The 17,461-nt window shown below is 62.5% G+C and carries 15 protein-coding genes; 14 read left to right on the forward strand and 1 reads right to left on the reverse strand.

Going from position 1 to position 17,461, the window contains the following annotated elements:
- The first annotated feature begins 24 nt into the window (after nt 1–24).
- The 7 genes from Q7514_RS05100 to Q7514_RS05130 all read left to right on the forward strand — a co-directional run bounded on the left by Q7514_RS05100 (nt 25) and on the right by Q7514_RS05130 (nt 8,228).
- A complete protein-coding gene (locus Q7514_RS05100) occupies nt 25–1,227 on the forward strand; it encodes an OB-fold domain-containing protein (RefSeq protein WP_330132169.1) in 1,203 nt (400 codons plus the stop codon).
- Nucleotides 1,224–2,381: a thiolase C-terminal domain-containing protein gene (locus Q7514_RS05105; protein ID WP_330132170.1), complete on the forward strand. Its 1,158-nt coding sequence runs from the start codon at nt 1,224–1,226 to the stop codon at nt 2,379–2,381. Before Q7514_RS05100 ends, Q7514_RS05105 begins: the two co-directional genes overlap by 4 nt.
- 269 nt (nt 2,382–2,650) lie before the next feature.
- Complete coding sequence (locus Q7514_RS05110; protein WP_330132171.1) at nt 2,651–3,604, forward strand: ABC transporter permease; 954 nt, start codon at nt 2,651–2,653, stop codon at nt 3,602–3,604.
- Nucleotides 3,601–4,503, forward strand: a complete 903-nt coding sequence (locus tag Q7514_RS05115) for an ABC transporter permease (protein ID WP_330132172.1) — start codon at nt 3,601–3,603, stop codon at nt 4,501–4,503. Before Q7514_RS05110 ends, Q7514_RS05115 begins: the two co-directional genes overlap by 4 nt.
- 57 nt (nt 4,504–4,560) lie before the next feature.
- A complete protein-coding gene (locus Q7514_RS05120) occupies nt 4,561–6,150 on the forward strand; it encodes an ABC transporter substrate-binding protein (RefSeq protein ID WP_330132173.1) in 1,590 nt (529 codons plus the stop codon).
- A 28-nt stretch (nt 6,151–6,178) separates the two neighbouring features.
- Nucleotides 6,179–7,192 carry an ABC transporter ATP-binding protein gene (locus Q7514_RS05125; protein WP_330132174.1) on the forward strand — a complete coding sequence of 338 codons (1,014 nt, stop codon included), beginning with the start codon at nt 6,179–6,181 and terminating at the stop codon, nt 7,190–7,192.
- The gene (locus Q7514_RS05130; protein WP_330132175.1) at nt 7,182–8,228 is read left to right on the forward strand and encodes an ABC transporter ATP-binding protein; all 1,047 of its coding nucleotides are present in this window, start codon (nt 7,182–7,184) and stop codon (nt 8,226–8,228) included. Before Q7514_RS05125 ends, Q7514_RS05130 begins: the two co-directional genes overlap by 11 nt.
- Nucleotides 8,229–8,300: 72 nt before the next feature.
- Here Q7514_RS05130 and Q7514_RS05135 read toward each other — a convergent pair whose 3' ends face one another.
- Nucleotides 8,301–9,206, reverse strand: coding sequence for a LysR family transcriptional regulator (locus tag Q7514_RS05135; protein ID WP_330132176.1), 906 nt, complete (start codon nt 9,204–9,206; stop codon nt 8,301–8,303).
- Nucleotides 9,207–9,358: 152 nt separating this feature from the next.
- Here Q7514_RS05135 and Q7514_RS05140 point away from each other — a divergent pair, with 152 nt between their 5' ends.
- The 7 genes from Q7514_RS05140 to Q7514_RS05175 all read left to right on the forward strand — a co-directional run bounded on the left by Q7514_RS05140 (nt 9,359) and on the right by Q7514_RS05175 (nt 17,437).
- Nucleotides 9,359–10,234, forward strand: coding sequence for an SDR family NAD(P)-dependent oxidoreductase (locus Q7514_RS05140; protein ID WP_330132177.1), 876 nt, complete (start codon nt 9,359–9,361; stop codon nt 10,232–10,234).
- 63 nt (nt 10,235–10,297) lie between these two features.
- Entirely contained in the window at nt 10,298–11,434 is a 1,137-nt protein-coding gene (locus Q7514_RS05145) for a sulfotransferase family protein (protein ID WP_330132178.1), read from the forward strand.
- Nucleotides 11,435–11,790: 356 nt separating this feature from the next.
- A complete protein-coding gene (locus Q7514_RS05155) occupies nt 11,791–12,849 on the forward strand; it encodes a hypothetical protein (RefSeq protein WP_330132179.1) in 1,059 nt (352 codons plus the stop codon).
- A gap of 52 nt (nt 12,850–12,901) precedes the next feature.
- Entirely contained in the window at nt 12,902–13,825 is a 924-nt protein-coding gene (locus Q7514_RS05160) for an LLM class F420-dependent oxidoreductase (RefSeq protein WP_330132180.1), read from the forward strand.
- A gap of 54 nt (nt 13,826–13,879) precedes the next feature.
- Nucleotides 13,880–14,782, forward strand: a complete 903-nt coding sequence (gene cysD, locus Q7514_RS05165) for a sulfate adenylyltransferase subunit CysD (RefSeq protein WP_330132181.1) — start codon at nt 13,880–13,882, stop codon at nt 14,780–14,782.
- The gene (gene cysN / locus Q7514_RS05170) at nt 14,782–16,704 is read left to right on the forward strand and encodes a sulfate adenylyltransferase subunit CysN (RefSeq protein ID WP_330132182.1); all 1,923 of its coding nucleotides are present in this window, start codon (nt 14,782–14,784) and stop codon (nt 16,702–16,704) included. Before cysD ends, cysN begins: the two co-directional genes overlap by 1 nt.
- 1 nt (nt 16,705) lies before the next feature.
- Nucleotides 16,706–17,437, forward strand: coding sequence for a 3'(2'),5'-bisphosphate nucleotidase CysQ (locus Q7514_RS05175; protein ID WP_330132183.1), 732 nt, complete (start codon nt 16,706–16,708; stop codon nt 17,435–17,437).
- Nucleotides 17,438–17,461 lie beyond the last annotated feature (24 nt).

The following is a 17,461-nucleotide window of genomic DNA, read 5'->3' on the forward strand; positions in this document are numbered from 1 at the left end:
CGTCCAGTTCGTCGGGAGAACCCCATGCCATACATTGCTTCGATCGGTACGTACCTGCCATGTTGGGGTACATCCGAATCCCGAGTACCGGGAGATGACGAGGACGCGATCACGCTTGCTGTCGAAGCAGGTCGCGCCGCGCTCGAATCCGGAGGCTCGGTCGAGTACGTCGTGCTCGTGAGCCGAGACCTTCCGCTCACGGAGAGCAGCAATGCCGCGGTTCTCCTCGCCGGGCTCGGGCTCGATCCAGAGCTCGAAGTCATCGAGCGATTGGGCGGGGCTCCCGCGACACTCGACGCCCTCGGCTCGGCCAGACCCAGAACACTCGTGATCGGCGTCGACATCGACGCCGCCGGCGCGGCAGCAGCGCTCACAGCGGAACGCGGCCTGCAGGTGCGCACCGCCGCGCGGGTGTCCCGGAGTCTGCCCGTCCGGACACGGAACAGTTCGGGGGATGTCCACGATTACGGCGATCCACGACTCCTCAAGAAGCGCGGCTACCTTGCGTCCCTGGCGACGGCCTGGGTCGACAGCCCCGTCGTCGTCGCGGGCGTCGGACGCAAGGACGCGGCGCCCCTCGCCGTCGGTGAGTCCGTCGCACTTCCCACCACCGGTGCGAGTTCGAGTCTGTTCGCGTTGGCGGCCATGGCGGAAGCCTCGACGACCGGACCGCTGGTAGGGATCGAACAGGCGAGTCTGTCGGGGATCACAGTGGCGGACGGCTCGGCTTCGGTCCTTCGCCGGGAGCGAGCCCCGCAGCCCCCGCCCGAATCCGGCCAGCTCGCGACCGGTGAGATCCCGATCTCCCTCGCCGCGTACGAGCGGGCTTTCGAGGCGAAGGTGCGCTGGGAGGCGGGAAAGTTCTCCGACAGCGACGAACTGGACTTCCCTCCTCGATACCGGGTGGACCGGGACGGAACATTGAAGACGGACTACACCTTCGTCGAACTTCCTCGCACCGGCACCGTGTACACCGAGGTGACAGTGCACGTCCCGGTGCCCGGCCTGAAGACGCCGTACACACTCGTGATCGTCGCACTCGACGACGTGAGTGTGCGGGCGCTGGTGCGGGTCACCGGTGTCGAGGCAGGCGCCGTCGATATCGGTGACCGAGGTCGGCTGGTACTCAGGCGGGTGGCCGTCCGATCAGGTGTGCCCGACTACGGCTATGCATTCGAGCCCGACGCCGCAGGTGCGGCCGGTGCAGGAACGGAGGATGCAGCATGAGGAACGTAGCGATTGTCGGTGCGGGAATGACGCCGTTCGCGGAGCACTTCGCGCTGGGCATCAGAGACCTTCTGCCGATGGCGTTCTCCGAGTGTGCGGCGAGCATCGACAAGGGGCTCGACCTCTCGGATCTGCAGGCGGCCTGGTTCGGCTCGATGGGTACCAGCGACGGCTTCCCGTCGGGCATCCTCGCCGACACCCTGGGGCTACGCGACATCCCCGTGACCCGAGTCGAGAACTCGTGTGCCACTGGGCACGACGCGATCCGGAATGCCATGTTCGGCATTGCATCCGGAGCCTACGACGTTGCGCTCGTGGTGGGAGCCGACAAGCTCCGCGAAACAGCGTCGAAGGGGATGCTGTGGGAGTGGGAGGCCATGTCCCGCGACATGGCGTGGGACTACCCACTCGGGCTCGCACAGGCGGGATTCGCGCTGCACGTGCGCAGATACCTGCACGAGTCGCCGGCGACCCGTGAACACATGGCGATGGTGGCGGTCAAGAACCACCACAATGCGATGAGCAATCCCAAGGCGTGCCGCCGATTCGAGCTCACAGTCGAAGAGGCACTCGCAGCGGATACCGTCGTCACGCCCTTCGGGGTCTACGACTGCGCACCGCAGAGTGACGGTGCTGCTGCGGTGGTCCTGGTAGCCGAGGACGTGGTCGACAGATTCACCGATCGTCCGGTCTGGATACGCGGAAGTGGCGTCGGTCTGGATTCCGTTATGCATCAGCACAAGCGCGACATGACCTCTTTCCCCGCGACAGTGCGCGCGGCGAAGCAGGCGTTTGCGATGGCCGGGATGACCCCTTCCGACATCGACGTGGCGGAGGTGCACGACTACTTCACAGGTATCGAGCTGATCAGCTACGAGGACCTCGGCTTCGTCGAGAAGTTCGAGGCGTTCAAGCTCATCGAGTCCGGCGGTGCGGCCGTGGGCGGATCCCTGCCGGTGAATCCCAGCGGCGGGCTCAACACCAAGGGGCACCCGCCGGGCGCCACCGGAGTGGCCCAGTGCGTCGAGCTGTTCGAGCAACTGCGTGGCGATGCAGCCAACCAGATCGACGGAGCGCGGATCGGGTTGGCGCACAACGTCGGGGGCCCCACCGCTGTTGCGGCCGTGACGATTCTGGAGGCAGCAACAGGCTGATGGCCTGCAAGGGAAACCCGCGCACACGCATTGTGTGACGCGGGTTTTCGTCGTATCGTGGGCTCTTCAGCATGCCCGATCTGCCCGGATCGATGAATTGTTGCCGGGGTGCAAGATTGCCGTTCTGTAATTTGAATACATAGGTTCTTTTTTATGTGAACTGATATTGCCGTTGACGCGAGAACGTCCTACTGTGGGAGCCGTCACAAGTACTTCGTCTCTTGTTCTGGGCGGCACGATTCCTGTATCGCGATGAAAGTTGAGTTCGGATGATTTCCACGGTTTCCAAACGGGTGGGACGCAGCATTCTGGTTGTCCTGCTGGTGACGATTGCGGTCGTCGCCCTGCTCAGCTTCGCGCCGGGATCGGTTGCCCAGGTCATCCTGGGCGAGAACGCCACACCCGAAGCCGTCGCGAAGATGAACTCCGAACTCGGCCTGGATCAACCCTTCTGGGTTCGGTACATCGACTGGCTCGGCAACGCCGTCCGTGGTGACCTCGGAACCTCGCCGCTCACCGGGCAATCGGTGAGTGAGGCGATCGTCGAGCGCCTGCCCGTCACACTCCAGCTCGCGGCCATGGGTCTGATAATCGCGCTGGTCGTGTCCCTGGTGATGGGCATCGTCTCGGCATCGCGTCCGGGCAGCAAGATCGACCGGGGGATCAACGCACTGTCTGCAGTGTTCCTCTCGGTACCGGCCTTCATTGCCGGCCCGGTGCTGATCTACTACTTCGCCATCCAGCTGCAGATCTTCCCGGTGATGGGCTGGTCGCGAATCAGCGAGGGGCTCGGAGACAACTTGCGCGGTGCGCTCCTTCCCGCGATCGCGATCGCGCTGACCGAGATCGCCGCGTTCCATCGGCTGTTGCGAACCGACCTCATCGGCACGCTCCGCGAAGATTTCGTGGCGTCTGCGCGGGCAAAGGGTATGCCGTCCTGGTACGTGATGATGCGGCACGCGCTGCGGCCGTCCTCGTTCTCTCTCATCACGGTCGCCGGCATCAACCTCGGACGCCTGATCGGTGGCACCGTGATCGTCGAAACGCTTTTCGGGCTACCAGGATTGGGGCAGTTGGTTGCCTCGTCGATCACGTCACGTGACGTAATCATGGTGCAGGGCATCGTCGTCTTCATCGCGGTCGTGTACGTCGGTATCAACACCCTCGTCGACCTCAGCTACCAAGTCATCGACCCGCGGGTCAGGAAGGTGGTCGGAGCATGACGCAGGTCGCGCTCGAGAAGCGTGGGGACGGCGTCTCCACAGGCAAGAGCGCCGCGACGTTACCCGACGTCCCGGCCGTCAAGAAGAAGCGTTCGATCCTCGTCTACCTGTCGATCGTCTGGCTGGTGGTCATCATCGGTGCGGCGGTTCTCGCGGGCCTTCTCCCCATTGCGCCCTACGATGTCCCGATCGGATCCCCTCGCCAGCCACCGTCGTTCGAATCCCTCGACACGTTCCTCGGAACCGACACGCTCGGCCGATCGATGCTCTCGCGCATCATCTACGGCGCGCAGGTCTCGCTCGTCATCGGTGCTGTCGCCGGTTTGACCGGCTTCGTGATCGGCTCGTTCTTCGGCCTGATCTCCGGCTATTTCGGCAAGAAACTCGACTCCGTGATCACCCTGATCACCGATGCCATGCTCGCGTTCCCCCCGCTGATCCTGCTCCTCGCACTGGCGTCGATCCTGACCCCGAGCGTGCCGACCATGCTGCTGGGCCTCGGACTGATGGCTGTTCCGTCGTTCATCAGACTGTCTCGCGCGAATACGCTTTCGTGGTCATCGCGTGAATTCGTCAGAGCAGCAAAGAATATGGGAGCCGGAAACGGACGAATCCTGTTCCGGGAGATCATGCCCAACGTGATCGCGCCCCTCGCGTCCTATCTCCCCATTGTGATGGCCGCGCTCATCGTCGCCGAGGGCTCCCTGAGTTTCCTCGGCCTCGGAATTCCGCCGCCGCAGCCGAGCTGGGGCGGGATGATCAACGACGGAAAGGACGCGCTGTCCACCTCACCGCACTTGGTGATGGTTCCTTCACTCGTCATCTTCCTTACGGTGTTCGGCCTCAACCAGGTAGGCGATCACCTCCGCACGAAGTACGACCGCACGCTGCACGACTGAGTCATCTCGGCGTGCGCCGGTCGTAGTCCCGAAGTACATGAAAGTATGAGGTCGAGAATGATCCGACACAGACGCATGGCGGCCGCGGTCGCGGTAGCGTGCTCCGCTGCACTGGTCCTGGGTGCATGCGGCTCCGGAGGGGATTCCGGGTCCGAGGCCAATTCGACTGCGGCCACGGTGGAGGCGGGCGATCCCGTCGCCGGCGGCACAGGCCGTGTCCTGCAATCGGGCGAACCGCGGTCGCTCGATCCTGCAGCCCTGTCCAACACGTGGGCGCACCAACCACTTCTCGGCAACGCGCTCTACGGCACGTTGATGATCACGAACAACGACACGTTCGAGCTCGAATACAAGATGGCCACGGACTTCTCGAGCGAAGACGGTGGTAAGACCTTCACCCTCTCCCTGCAGCCCGATCTCGTGTTCAGTGACGGGACCCCACTCGAGGCCGAGGCTGTGAAGTACAACTGGGATCGGCTCAAGGACCCTGCCCTGGGATCCACGACCATTCGCCAGGCCTCGGAGGTCGAATCGACCGAGGTCATCGATCCGCACACGCTACGTGTGACTTTGGTCGATCCGAACCCCCAGTTCGGCCAGGCGGTTGTTGCCGGAGCGCTCAATTGGGTGGCCGCGCCAGCAGCACTCGAACAGGGCCGAGAGGCCTTCGACGCAAATCCGATCGGTGCGGGTCCGTTCACCCTGGTCAATTGGGCTCGTCAGGACGCGATCGAACTCGAGAAGAATCCGCAGTATTGGGATGCCCCCAAGCCGTACCTCGAGGGACTGGTCGTTCGCACGGTGGCAGATTCCAATCAGCGGTCGAACACCATGACGACCGGCGGTGCCGATATTGCCGCGGAGACGAACTGGTCCAACATCAACAAGGCCGAGGCCGCAGGCCTGCAGTACGTTGTGACCTCCACCGGTGGTGGTCAGTACGCCGGTATGAACCAGCGCCGTGCACCGTTCGACGACGAGCGTGCGCGACGTGCGGTGTCTCTGGCAGTCGATCTCGATGCCGTGAACACCGTGGTCTACAACGGCGAGGGAGAGGTTCCCACCACGTTCTTCCCGGAGGACTCCCCTTACTACGCCGATATTCCCCTCGGTGAGACGAACACTGAACAAGCGCAGCAACTGTTCGATGAGCTTGCAGCAGAGGGTAAGCCGGTTTCGTTCACCTTCCTGTCGTACCCGACAACGGAAAGCCGCGTTCTTGCAGAGGCCATCCAAGCGCAGTTGAGTGCATTCGAGAACGTCGAGATGAACGTCGAGGTCACAGACTTCGCCGCGGTGACCGCGCGAGCGGGTGCGCGTGACTTCGACATGATCATCTCGTCTGCGATAACCCAGGACCCCGATTACGCTCTGTCGACGGCCTTCGCTTCCGGCTCGTCCGGAAACTTCATGGGCGTCGATAATCCTGATCTGGACACAGCGTTGCAAAGCGGTCGCTTCGGTGAGACCCAAGAGGAGCGCAAGCAGGCATACGACGAGGTGCAGCAGATTCTCGCCGATTCTGTGGTGGGCATCTGGTATACCCGGGGGGTGCCTGCGGCGACCTTCAGCGCGGACACGCACGGTGTGCAGCTCTTCAGTCTCGGATCGAACCTTCCCGAAGAGCTCTGGATCAGTAGTAACTAGCCGACACGACTGAAAGGGCCGGCTCACCGTGAGTACTCAGCCGCTTCTCGAAGTGAGAAATCTACGTGCCTACATCGGCACGCCGCGAGGCACCGTCCGCGCTGTGGACGATGTGTCGCTGACCCTGGACTCCGGACAGGCGCTGGGTATCGTCGGTGAGTCCGGCTCCGGCAAGTCGGTCATGGCCCGCGCGATCATGGGTCTGATGCCGCCGCGATCAGGTCGCTCGGGCGAGGTCACCTTCCAGGGGCGTGATCTGCTGTCCCTGAGCAAGAAGGAAAAGCTGGAGATCTGGGGAAATCAGATCGCCATGGTCTTCCAGGATCCCGGTCGATCTCTCAACCCCGTTGTGCGAGTGGAGCGTCAGCTCACCGAGGGAATGCGACGACACCTCGGAGTGAGCAAATCCGAAGCCCACGATCGAGCCCTGAAGCTCCTGGACGAAGTCGGTGTACCCGACCCGGAGCGGAGACTGCGCAACTATCCGCACGAGATGTCCGGCGGCATGCGCCAGCGTGTGATGCTCGCGATCGCCCTGGCATGTGAGCCGGACCTTCTGATCGCGGACGAGCCGACGACAGCCCTGGACGTGACGGTGCAACGTCAGATACTCGACCTGCTCCGGCGCGTGCAACGCGATCGGAACATGGCGATGATGCTCATCAGTCACGACCTCGCCGTCGTCGCCGGTCGTACCGACCGGGTGGCCGTCATGTACTCGGGTCGTCTCGCCGAGGTCGGTTCCACCCGTGAAGTGTTCGACGCGCCGATGCATCGCTACACCCATGCACTGCTGGGCGCGACGCCCTCGATCGATCACGAGCGACATTCGCCTCTTCGTCTGATCGAGGGGTCGCTTCCCGACCCGATCTCGCCCCCCGAGGGGTGCAGGTTCGCTCCTCGTTGCTCGCACGCGGAGGACGCATGCACGTCTGCGCCGATCGAGCTCGAATCATTCGGCGTCGATCACGACGTCGCGTGCACGAACCCCGTCAAGGTTCCGGCGGGGTCTGTATCCGGAGGTGAGTCACATGGCAGGTAGTGGTACTGCGCATCTGCGCGGAGATGAAGCTTTGCTTTCGGTGCAGGACCTCGTCGTCGAGTACCCGTCGAAGGCCGGCACGGTGCAGGCGGTGTCGAAGATCAGCTTTGACCTGCTTCCCGGCGAAACACTGGGAATCGTAGGCGAATCCGGATGTGGTAAGTCGACCACCGGCCGTGCGGTTCTCCGTCTCGACCGGGTGACGGCAGGCCGGATCCGCTTCGGCGAAGAGTGGATCGAGGACGTGAGCGAGAAGCACATGCGCTCGCTGCGCCGCGACATGCAGATGATCTTCCAGGACCCGGTGTCGTCCCTCAATCCGCGTCGCGCGGTCAAGGACATCGTGGTCGAAGGCCTGACGGTTGCCGGCGCGGATGCCGATGAGCGCGGGAAGAAGTCTGCGTCGATGCTCGAGCAGGTGGGACTTCCGGGCGACCGCTTTGCTGAGATCCTTCCCCGGCAGCTGTCCGGTGGCCAAGCGCAGCGTGTCGCGATCGCACGTGCACTTGCGCTCGGGCCACGCCTTTTGATCTGCGACGAGCCGGTTTCGGCGTTGGATGTCTCGGTACAGGCCCAGATCCTCAACCTCATCGAAGAACTCAAGGCGGAGTTCGATCTGACGGTCGTGTTCATCGCCCACGATCTCGGTGTGGTTCGTACCGTGAGTGACAACGTGATGGTGATGTATCTGGGCAAGGTCTGCGAGTTCGGCGACTCCATCGAACTCTATGATGACCCTGCGCATCCCTACACTCGCGCACTGTTGGACTCGGTTCCATTGACCGATCCGGACAGGGCATTTGCGGGGCCGGCGCTGGCAGGTGATGTGCCGTCGCCACTCTCCCCGCCGACGGGGTGCCGATTCCGGACGCGATGCCCGCACGCACAGAGTCGATGTGAGACTGAAGAACCGGAAATGCGGGAGGTGCGTCCGGGGCAGTACGCGGCGTGCCATTTCCCGCTGCCATCCGTAGTAGGACGGAAGAATCTGTTCGAGGTCGAGACCATCGACCTCGAGGAGGCCGAAGCGTCGTAAGCACCGATTCATCAGAACCGCAGGCCCCGAGATTCTCTCGGGGCCTGCGGTTGTTTGTCGGACGTGTCGAGGTTACGCGGACGACTTGGTCAGACGGGCGAACTCCTCGCGGATGATGAGCCCGACCTTGATCGAGAACCCTCGCGGCAATTTGTGTTGTGCCGTTGCGGCCATTCCGACTCTGTGGCTGAGAACGGGACCGTTCAGCGGCGCGTATCTCAGACGTCCGCTGCGGACTTCGGATCGGCAGGCGGACAGGGGAAGAATGCCGTAGGCCTGACCGGACTCGATGAGTTCCTTCGAGACCTGAAGCGAGTCCGTCGCGAATCGGGACCGAAGTGTGATTTCCAGTCTGAGGGCCGTGTTGGTCAAAGTGGTGCCGATCCCCACTGGCGAAATAGGCAGTACCAGTGGGTAGTTCACCAGTTCTGCGAACTTGATTGCCCGAATCGGGTGTAGGTCGGATGCCGGGCCTCCAACGACGACGAGGTCTTCGACGAGTAGCTCGCTGTAGAACAGGCGATCATCGGGAATCGAGTTGATGATTGCGGTATCCAAGTTCTCCTTGAGCATGTCCTCGACGAGCTTTTCGCTGGGTGAGACCGTCACTGAGAAGCTGACCTTGGGAAACGCCGCGGACAGACTGCCGAGCAAGGGCGACGCCAAGGTAGCTGCGACAGTTTCGGTGAGACCGAGCCGCAACCCGCGCTCGATGTGTGCCATAGGGGAACCGGCGTATTGGAGCGCGAGTTCCAATTGACGTAGCGGACCGGCCGTGTTCGCGCGGAGCTGTTCGCCGTCGTCGGTGAGCTCCATGCCGCGGGGTGTGCGGCGAAAGAGCTTGACGCCCAGATCCTCTTCCAGGAGGCGGAGCTGCCGACTGAGTGCCGGCTGCGCCACGCCCAACACGCTTGCGGCCTGGGTCATCGAACCCTCTTCGGCGATCCGCAGGAAGTAGCCGAGCCGGTGCGTGTCCATGGGCGACAGGTCCTCTCGAGGTATAGCGCGATGTTATGGCTCGGCGCCGAAATCGATATTGGCACAGTGCGTGACCTGAATCATAGTCTCATTTCACCGGGGTGAATTTCTGATCACCCGAATTCGAGAGTAAATCGGCGAGAGGGGAATTCATGTTGCAGGACGAGGCGCAGGACTGGGTCGCAAAACTCGGTTTGGATCGACTGCCGAAGCATACTGTCGATCAGCGTGTTACCGAGGTTATGGATCTGACGGGTAGGAAGGCCCTCGTCACCGGCGCGGGCGGAGAAGGCCTCGGCCATGCCATCGCGAATCGTCTGGCAGGACTCGGGGCAGATATCGCACTGGTGGGCCGGACGCCGGAGACCTTGGAGCGTCGGGCGAAGGAGATCGCGGAGCGGTGGGGGGTGAAGACTGTTCCCGTCCGGGCCGATGTGTCCGATTGGGACCAGGTGCACCGCGCCGTGCAGGAAAGCCGTGATGCTCTCGACGGTTTCGATATCATGATCAACAACCCGGTGAATGTGGTGGCGGGTCCGTTCGAGAACCACACGAAGGATGACATCGACACCACCGTGCACGGCAGTCTGACCATGATGATGTACGGCGCACACGCTGCGCTGGAGGTCATGTTGCCTCAGGGGGCGGGAAAGATCATCAACATCGGGGCTGTGGGCGGCCGCATCCAGCAGCGTGGCCTGGTGGTGTACAACTCGTGTAAGTCCGGGGTGGTGGGATTCACCCGAAACCTGGCACACGAGATGGCTCCGCGGGGCGTCAACGTACTCGCATGTGCTCCCGGGATCATGATCAAGCCCAGCATGATGGAGTACCTCCAGCGTCCGACGAACGAGCGGGAGCATGCCGCTCGGGATTCGATCGTGGAATCGATCGAGAACTACGTACAGCTGGGTCGTGCGGCCCTCCCCGAAGAGGTGGCGAACATGGTCGCATTCCTCGCCGGCGATGCCGCGGACTACATGTGTGGTCAGACGATCGATGTTGCCGGTGGGCAGTGGATGAACTGACCAGCGTTCGGTTGCTGCCGCATCCAGAAGGCTTGATCGACATTTATTGTACTGGAGGACAACGTGTTCGACATCGGCGAGATGCTGGAGACAGCAACATTGCGCACCGACCTCACCGACTTCGGTGACGACTCGTTCCGTGAGGGTCTCGACATACTTCTTTCGTCGCTACGCAGCGAAGCACAACTGAACAGCCGTGGAGAATCGTTTCTCCACGAACGAATCGTCAACCATCTCGCGCAGCGTCTCCAGGTCGAAGATTGGTACCGCAGGCATCCGGAGATCGAGTCGGAGCAGATCACGGCACCTCTGATCGGCTTGGGGCTTCCCCGAACCGGTTCGACGGCGCTCTCCCTCCTCCTGGCGCAGGACCCCGGCGTGCGATACATCCGGCGGTGGGAATCCTCGCAACCATGTCCGCCGACGTCGACGGTGGTCGGGGTCGATCCTCGTATCCCGTCGGACATGGGGGAGAAGGTCGGATCTCGACACCACGTTCCGGTCGACACTCACGGGCCGATGGAGTGCCACGACCTGATGGCGCTGGATTTCAAATCGTACATGTTTCTGTCGTTCGCTCAGATCCCCACATATGCAGAGTGGCTGGTCACGGACGCAGATCTCACATCGACGTTCGAGTATCAGCGGCGAGTGATGAAGCTGATGCAATGGGGTGAACCCTCTCGTCCCTGGCGCCTGAAGTGCCCGACCCACGTTCTCTTCCTCGATGCGATCGACAAGGTCTTCCCGGACGCACGCTTCGTGATGACACACCGTGATCCGACCGACTGCATGCTGTCGGTATCGGAACTGATCGCCGACATCATCATGAGCTTCACGGACAGCGTGGACAAACCCTTCATCGGCCGCACAAACGTCGAGCATTGGGTGCTGGGCATGCAGAGGGCACTCGAATTCCGGGCCGCGGGCGCTGACGAGCGCTTCTACGACATCGATTTCCGCGCGATGCAAGCAGAGCCGATCGGTCGGATAGAGGGACTCTACCGATGGTTGGGCGAGCCGGTCACCGAACAGTTCGAGACGCAGATGCGCGACTGGTGGATGCGCGCGGCTGCCGAGCGTGAACCCAGCAAGAGCGCCGACCCCGTCGAGTTCGGGATCGTCCTGGAACAGGTACGACCGCGGTTCGCCGAGTACCTGGAGAAGGCGAATACGTGGACGGTGCACGAATTCAGCTGAGCCTCGATGTGTGGGCCGCTCGATGAGAAGGGGATTCGATGTTGCAGGGCGATGAGCAGGACTGGGTCGAGGTACTCGGTCTGGACCGATTGCCCACGAACACTGTCGATCGTCGAGTCGATCGAGAACTACGTGCAGTTCGGCCGTGCGGGACTGCTGGAGGAAGTCGCGAACACGGCGGCATTCCTCGCCGGTGATGCCGCCGACCACACGTGCGGTCAGACGATCGGATGTTGCCGGCGGAATCTACATGAACCGAGTCGGAGCGGTATCGAATGTGTCAACCCGACCACGCCGATTTCGACCATGTCAATCTTGCGCGCGTTGACCGTGCGCGACCAATCGAAAGGTGTGAGATGTCCGTAGACCTGACCGGTGGAATCGATCCGTCGCGGGAGTTCGTCTTCGCGGAACGCCCGGAGAATCCGGAGATGCGGGACTCGGTGAGCTTCTGGACTTTTGATGATCGCGGTACGGTGGGATTGCCGCGTATGGGTGTCGAGGCCGTGTCGGAGAATTGGGACAGCCACGACATTCAGGTGAACGTCGCGTTCCCGGACGGGCGAACATACCGGCTCCGCGAGACCACGCCGTCCCATTCTGTGGCCGGCCACGACGGTCTTCCGAGAGTTCTCGGCGCCGGTGGATTGCGTTTCGAGTCCATCTCCGAGTTCGACACCTGGAAGATGACGTACGAGGGCAAGGCTGTGGCCTCGACTTCCGCGGATCTGATCGACGGCAATACCGACGGGCCCCTGGTCGACATCAGGTTCGGCGTCGAAGCGACGATGGCGGTACCGCCGTGGGTACAGGGTGCCATGCGCGAAGAGGCCCAGGAGAACATGAACTCGACTCCGGCGGGCGATCTCATGGGCGGCCCCCGCTACGAGCAGCTGTACCGAGCCACCGGATACATCGCGGTCGACGGTGGGGAGGAGCAGACCTTCACCGGTAGCGGCCTTCGGATTCGACGGCAGGGAGTTCGCAGGCTGACCGAGTTCTGGGGACACTGCTGGCAGTCGGCGGTGTTCCCGAGCGGAAAAGCCTTCGGATACATGGCCTATCCCCCTCGTGATGACGGCGTGCCGTCGTTCAACGAAGGTTTCATCTTCCGCGGTGACGGTGAACTACTCCCCGCGCGTGTTGTGAAGGCACCATGGCTCACGCGACTCCAGGCATCCGGCGACGATGCCTCTCTCGTTCTCGAAACCGATGAGGGAAGGATCGAGATCGAGGGTGAGACCGCGTTCGGCCTTCACGACGTCCATCACAAGGACAAGACCTTCTCGGCTCAGCAGTTGAAGGTGAACTTCCCTGTGGTGCATCAGGCCGGTGTGCGTTACCGGTGGGATGGCGAAGAAGCCTACGGAATGATGGAACGTTCGAACCCGATCGAGAAGATCACCCACCCGTAGACGAGAGTGTGCCCACTGCAAAACCTTCCGAGAGAGTGACGGATCGATCGACATGTCGGAAATCAAGATCAATGCGCCGCTGCCATTCGACGACATCGACACGGCAGACGAGTTCCTGACCGTTGCGGCGGTTCAGGAGATCGGTACGGTACTGGAGAAGGCGGGCTTTTCTGCTGGTTCGGTCACCGACCATCCCTGTCCGACCGGTCGATGGCTCGATGCCGGAGGGCATCATGCCCAGGACCCCTTCGTCATGTTGTCGATGATCGGTGCGGTGACGACCTCTCTGAGGTTGCAGACCGGCATTCTCGTGCTGCCCTATCGGAACCCGTTCCTGGTCGCGCGTGCAGTGGCCACCCTGGATCGGATTACCGATGGTCGAGTCACACTCAGCGTCGGAACAGGTTACCTGAAGGGTGAGTACCGCGCACTCGGGGTCGACTTCGGGCGCCGTAACGAACTCACCGACGAGTACCTCGATGCGATCACTGCAGCGTTGTCGGGGCGGGAGTTCGCCTTCGAAGGAGAAGGTTTCAGGGCCTACGGGAATCGGATTCTGCCGGGGCCCGTGCAGCAGCCTCGCCCGCCGATACTCGTGGGCGGCAACTCGAAGAAGGCAATACGGCGCGCAGTGGAGCGCGGCGACGGCTGGAATCCGTTCCTGACCTCGGTGTCAGGAGCCGACCTGGTCACTACACGGACCGCCGGCATCACCGGGGAAGACGATCTGCGTCGGGCGATCTCGTATATGCGGGAGGTCTGCGAGAAGCACGGGCGAGGCACACTTCCGGAGATCGTTCTCGGAGGAATCATCAAACCGTCCGAGCCGTGGGATCCGCAGAAGTGGGTGGATCGGATCGGCCGTTACCGAGAGCTCGGGGTGTCGGCGGTCGGCGTGAACTTCACCGGACGTACACGGGCCGAATGGTGCGACACCGCTGAACGATTCGGAACCGAACTGATCTCTCAGTTCTGAGGTGAATGCGGGTCGAGCACACTGCGGTACCTGGTTCAGGAAGGCAGGAACGGTATGAAGCCACTCACACATCTTGAAAGACTGGAAGCGGAGAGCATCCAGATATTCCGGGAAGCGGTATCGGAGAGCGAAAATCCGGTGATGCTGTACTCGGTGGGCAAGGACAGCTCGGTGATGTTACATCTCGCGATGAAAGCGTTTCATCCGTCGAAGCTGCCGTTCCCGTTGCTGCACGTCGACACGACGTGGAAATTTCGTGCCATGTACGAGTTCCGAGACACGGTAGCCGAACGCATGGGCGCCGAACTCGTCATCCACCAGAACCCCGAATGTGTTCGGCTCGGTGTCAATCCTTTCGAGCACGGCTCTGCCACGCACACCGACATGTGGAAGACCGAGGGCCTCAAGCAGGCGCTCGACCTCCACGGTTTCGACCTGGCATTCGGTGGTGCGAGACGCGATGAAGAGGCATCGCGAGCGAAGGAGCGTGTGTTCTCGATCCGTAGCGCGAAGCACCGCTGGGATCCGAAGCAGCAGCGTCCGGAGCTGTGGAGTCTCTACAACACGCGGAAGGCGCCCGGCCAGAGCCTGCGCGTGTTCCCACTGTCCAACTGGACCGAGCTGGACATCTGGCAGTACATCCGGCGAGAGCGGATCCCGATCGTGCCGCTGTACTTCTCGAGTCCTCAACCGGTCGTCGAACGTGATGGTGTTCTGATCATGGTCGATGACGATCGATTCCCGCTCGAACCCGGCGAGGTGCCGGAGAAGAAGAACGTGCGCTTCCGGACGCTCGGTTGCTATCCCCTGACGGGGGCAGTCGAGAGTGAGGCGTCCACGCTCACCGAGATCATCCAGGAAATGCTCCTGACGACAAGCTCTGAACGGCAGGGGAGGGTGATCGACCGCGACTCGAGCGGGTCGATGGAGCGGAAGAAGCAGGAAGGCTACTTCTGATGGCACATTCAACGAGCGATCTCCTCGAATCCGGCATCGAGGACTATCTCGAAGTCCACGAGAACAAGTCGATGTTGCGCTTCATCACCTGTGGAAGCGTCGACGACGGCAAGAGCACGCTGATCGGCAGGCTTCTCTACGATTCGAAACTGGTGTTCTCGGATCAGTTGGATGCGCTCGAAGCGGACTCCAAGAGGGTCGGGACACAGGGCGACGAGCTGGACTTCGCGCTGCTCGTCGACGGCCTCACCGCGGAACGCGAGCAGGGCATCACCATCGATGTGGCGTATCGATTCTTCTCCACGGAGAAGCGGAAGTTCATCGTCGCCGATACCCCGGGGCACGAGCAGTACACCCGGAACATGGTGACCGGAGCGTCGACTGCGGACGTCGCGGTGATCCTGCTCGATGCCCGACACGGGATCTCGACGCAGACGAGGCGGCACTCCTACCTTGTGACGCTGCTCGGAATCGACCGGGTGGTTCTCGCCGTCAACAAGCTCGATCTGGTCGACTACTCGCAAGAGGTGTTCGAGTGTCTCGAATCCGAGTATCAGGTGTTCGCGAAGGAGCTCGGCCTTGCCGCCCCCGTGTGCATTCCGATATCGGCGCTACGGGGCGACAACATCATCGAACAGAGTCCGAATACGCAGTGGTACACCGGCCCTACTCTGATCGAGTATCTCGAGTCCGTCAAGATCGCCGACGAAGTCCGGGCATCTCCGCTCCGGCTTCCGGTGCAGTGGGTGAACCGGCCTAATCTCGACTTCCGGGGGTTCTCCGGCAGGATCGTGGGCGGCACAGTCAGCGCCGGCGACGATGTGCGCATTCTCCCGTCGGGTCGAGAGACCCGAATCAAGCAGGTGCACACCGCAGATGGCGATATCGGCCTTGCCGTCGCCGGTCAGTCCGTCACGGTCACCCTCGCCGACGAAGTCGATGTCAGCCGTGGTGATGTCATCGTCGCGGCGTCGGAGCCTGCGTCGGTGTCGGACCAGTTCGAGAGTCATGTCGTCTGGATGGGCGAGGAGCCGATGCTGCCCGGTCGCTCGTACCTGATGAAGATCGGTACGCGCACCGTCGGTGTCAGTGTGGCCCAGCCGAAGTACACGGTGAACGTCAACACTCTCGAACACCTCGCTGCGAAGACACTCACCATGAACGAGATCGGGGTGTGCAATCTCAACCTCGACAAGCCGATTCCCTTCGACCCATACGGAGAGAACCGGGAGATGGGTGGGTTCATCCTCATCGACCGGTTCACCAACGCGACGGTGGCCGCGGGAATGTTACATTTCGCACTGCGCCGCGCCGACAACGTCCACTGGCAGGCGGTCGACGTGACGAGGAACGTTCGCGCGCGTGCCAAGGGCCAGAAGGCAGCGCTCGTGTGGTTCACCGGACTCTCCGGCGCGGGCAAGTCGACCGTCGCGAACCTCGTCGAGAAGCGCCTGTTCGACCAGGGCTTCCACACCTACCTTCTCGACGGCGACAACGTCCGCCACGGACTGAACAAAGACCTCGGTTTCACTGCTGCCGATCGAGTCGAGAACGTGCGGCGGGTCGCGGAAGTTGCCCGGCTGATGGTGGATTCCGGATTGATCGTGCTCGCATCCTTCATCTCGCCGTTCAAGGCCGAACGTCGGATGGCGCGGGAACTGGTCGGGGCGTCCGAGTTCGTCGAGGTCTTCGTCGACGCTCCTCTGTCGGTAGCGGAGTCCCGCGACCGGAAGGGTCTGTATGCAAAGGCCCGGCGCGGCGATCTGATCAACTTCACCGGTGTGGACTCACCGTACGAAGCCCCCGAATCTCCGGATGTCCATCTCGACGCAAGTGGCGGCATCACACCGGAGGCCGCAGCCGATCTCGTGATCCTGCATCTCCGTGAAGCGGGAATCCTGCAGCCGGGAACGGGGGCATGAGGTGAACGACCACGAGCTTGCCGCGGCGTTGGCCGCGGAAGCGGGTGCGCTGCTGCTCGAAATTCGCTCCCAGGGAGGTGATGCCGGCGACGCAATGGCGAACCAGCTGTTGTTGCGCCGGCTGGCCGAAGAACGTCCTCTGGATGCGGTGTTGTCCGAGGAGGCGGCAGACGACAAGGTCCGCCTCGGTCGCGATCGGGTCTGGATCGTCGACCCCCTCGACGGCACGCGGGAATACGGCGAGCCGCCGAGGGCCGACTGGGCCGTCCACGTGGCGCTCGCCATCGACGGAGTCGCCGTGATCGGTGCGGTGGCGCTACCTGGGATGGATGTCGTCCTCCACACGGGAACACCACCGGTGGTGCCCGTGGCGCACTCGGGTCCGCCGCGGTTGGTTGTGTCCAGGTCGCGGCCCCCGAAGTCTGTCGATCGAGTTGTCGAGCGACTCGGCGCCACCACGATTCCGATGGGATCGGCAGGCGCCAAGGCCATGGCGGTGGTGCGGGGTGAGGCCGATGTCTACGTTCATTCCGGCGGCCAGTACGAATGGGATTCGTGTGCTCCGGTTGCTGTCGCGAAGAGCGCAGGTCTGCACACGTCGCGGATCGACGGGTCTTCACTGCGCTACAACATGCCCGATCCGTACCTGCCGGACCTTGTGATCTGTCGCCCGGAGCTCGCAGATTCGGTACTCGAATCACTTTCCGGGAGTGTCGAATCGAGCCGCGGATGATTCGGAGGTCTCGGAACAGGCAGA

Origin of the sequence: Rhodococcus artemisiae (assembly GCF_036327795.1) — a bacterium.
In the GTDB taxonomy this organism is placed as follows: domain Bacteria; phylum Actinomycetota; class Actinomycetes; order Mycobacteriales; family Mycobacteriaceae; genus Rhodococcus; species Rhodococcus artemisiae.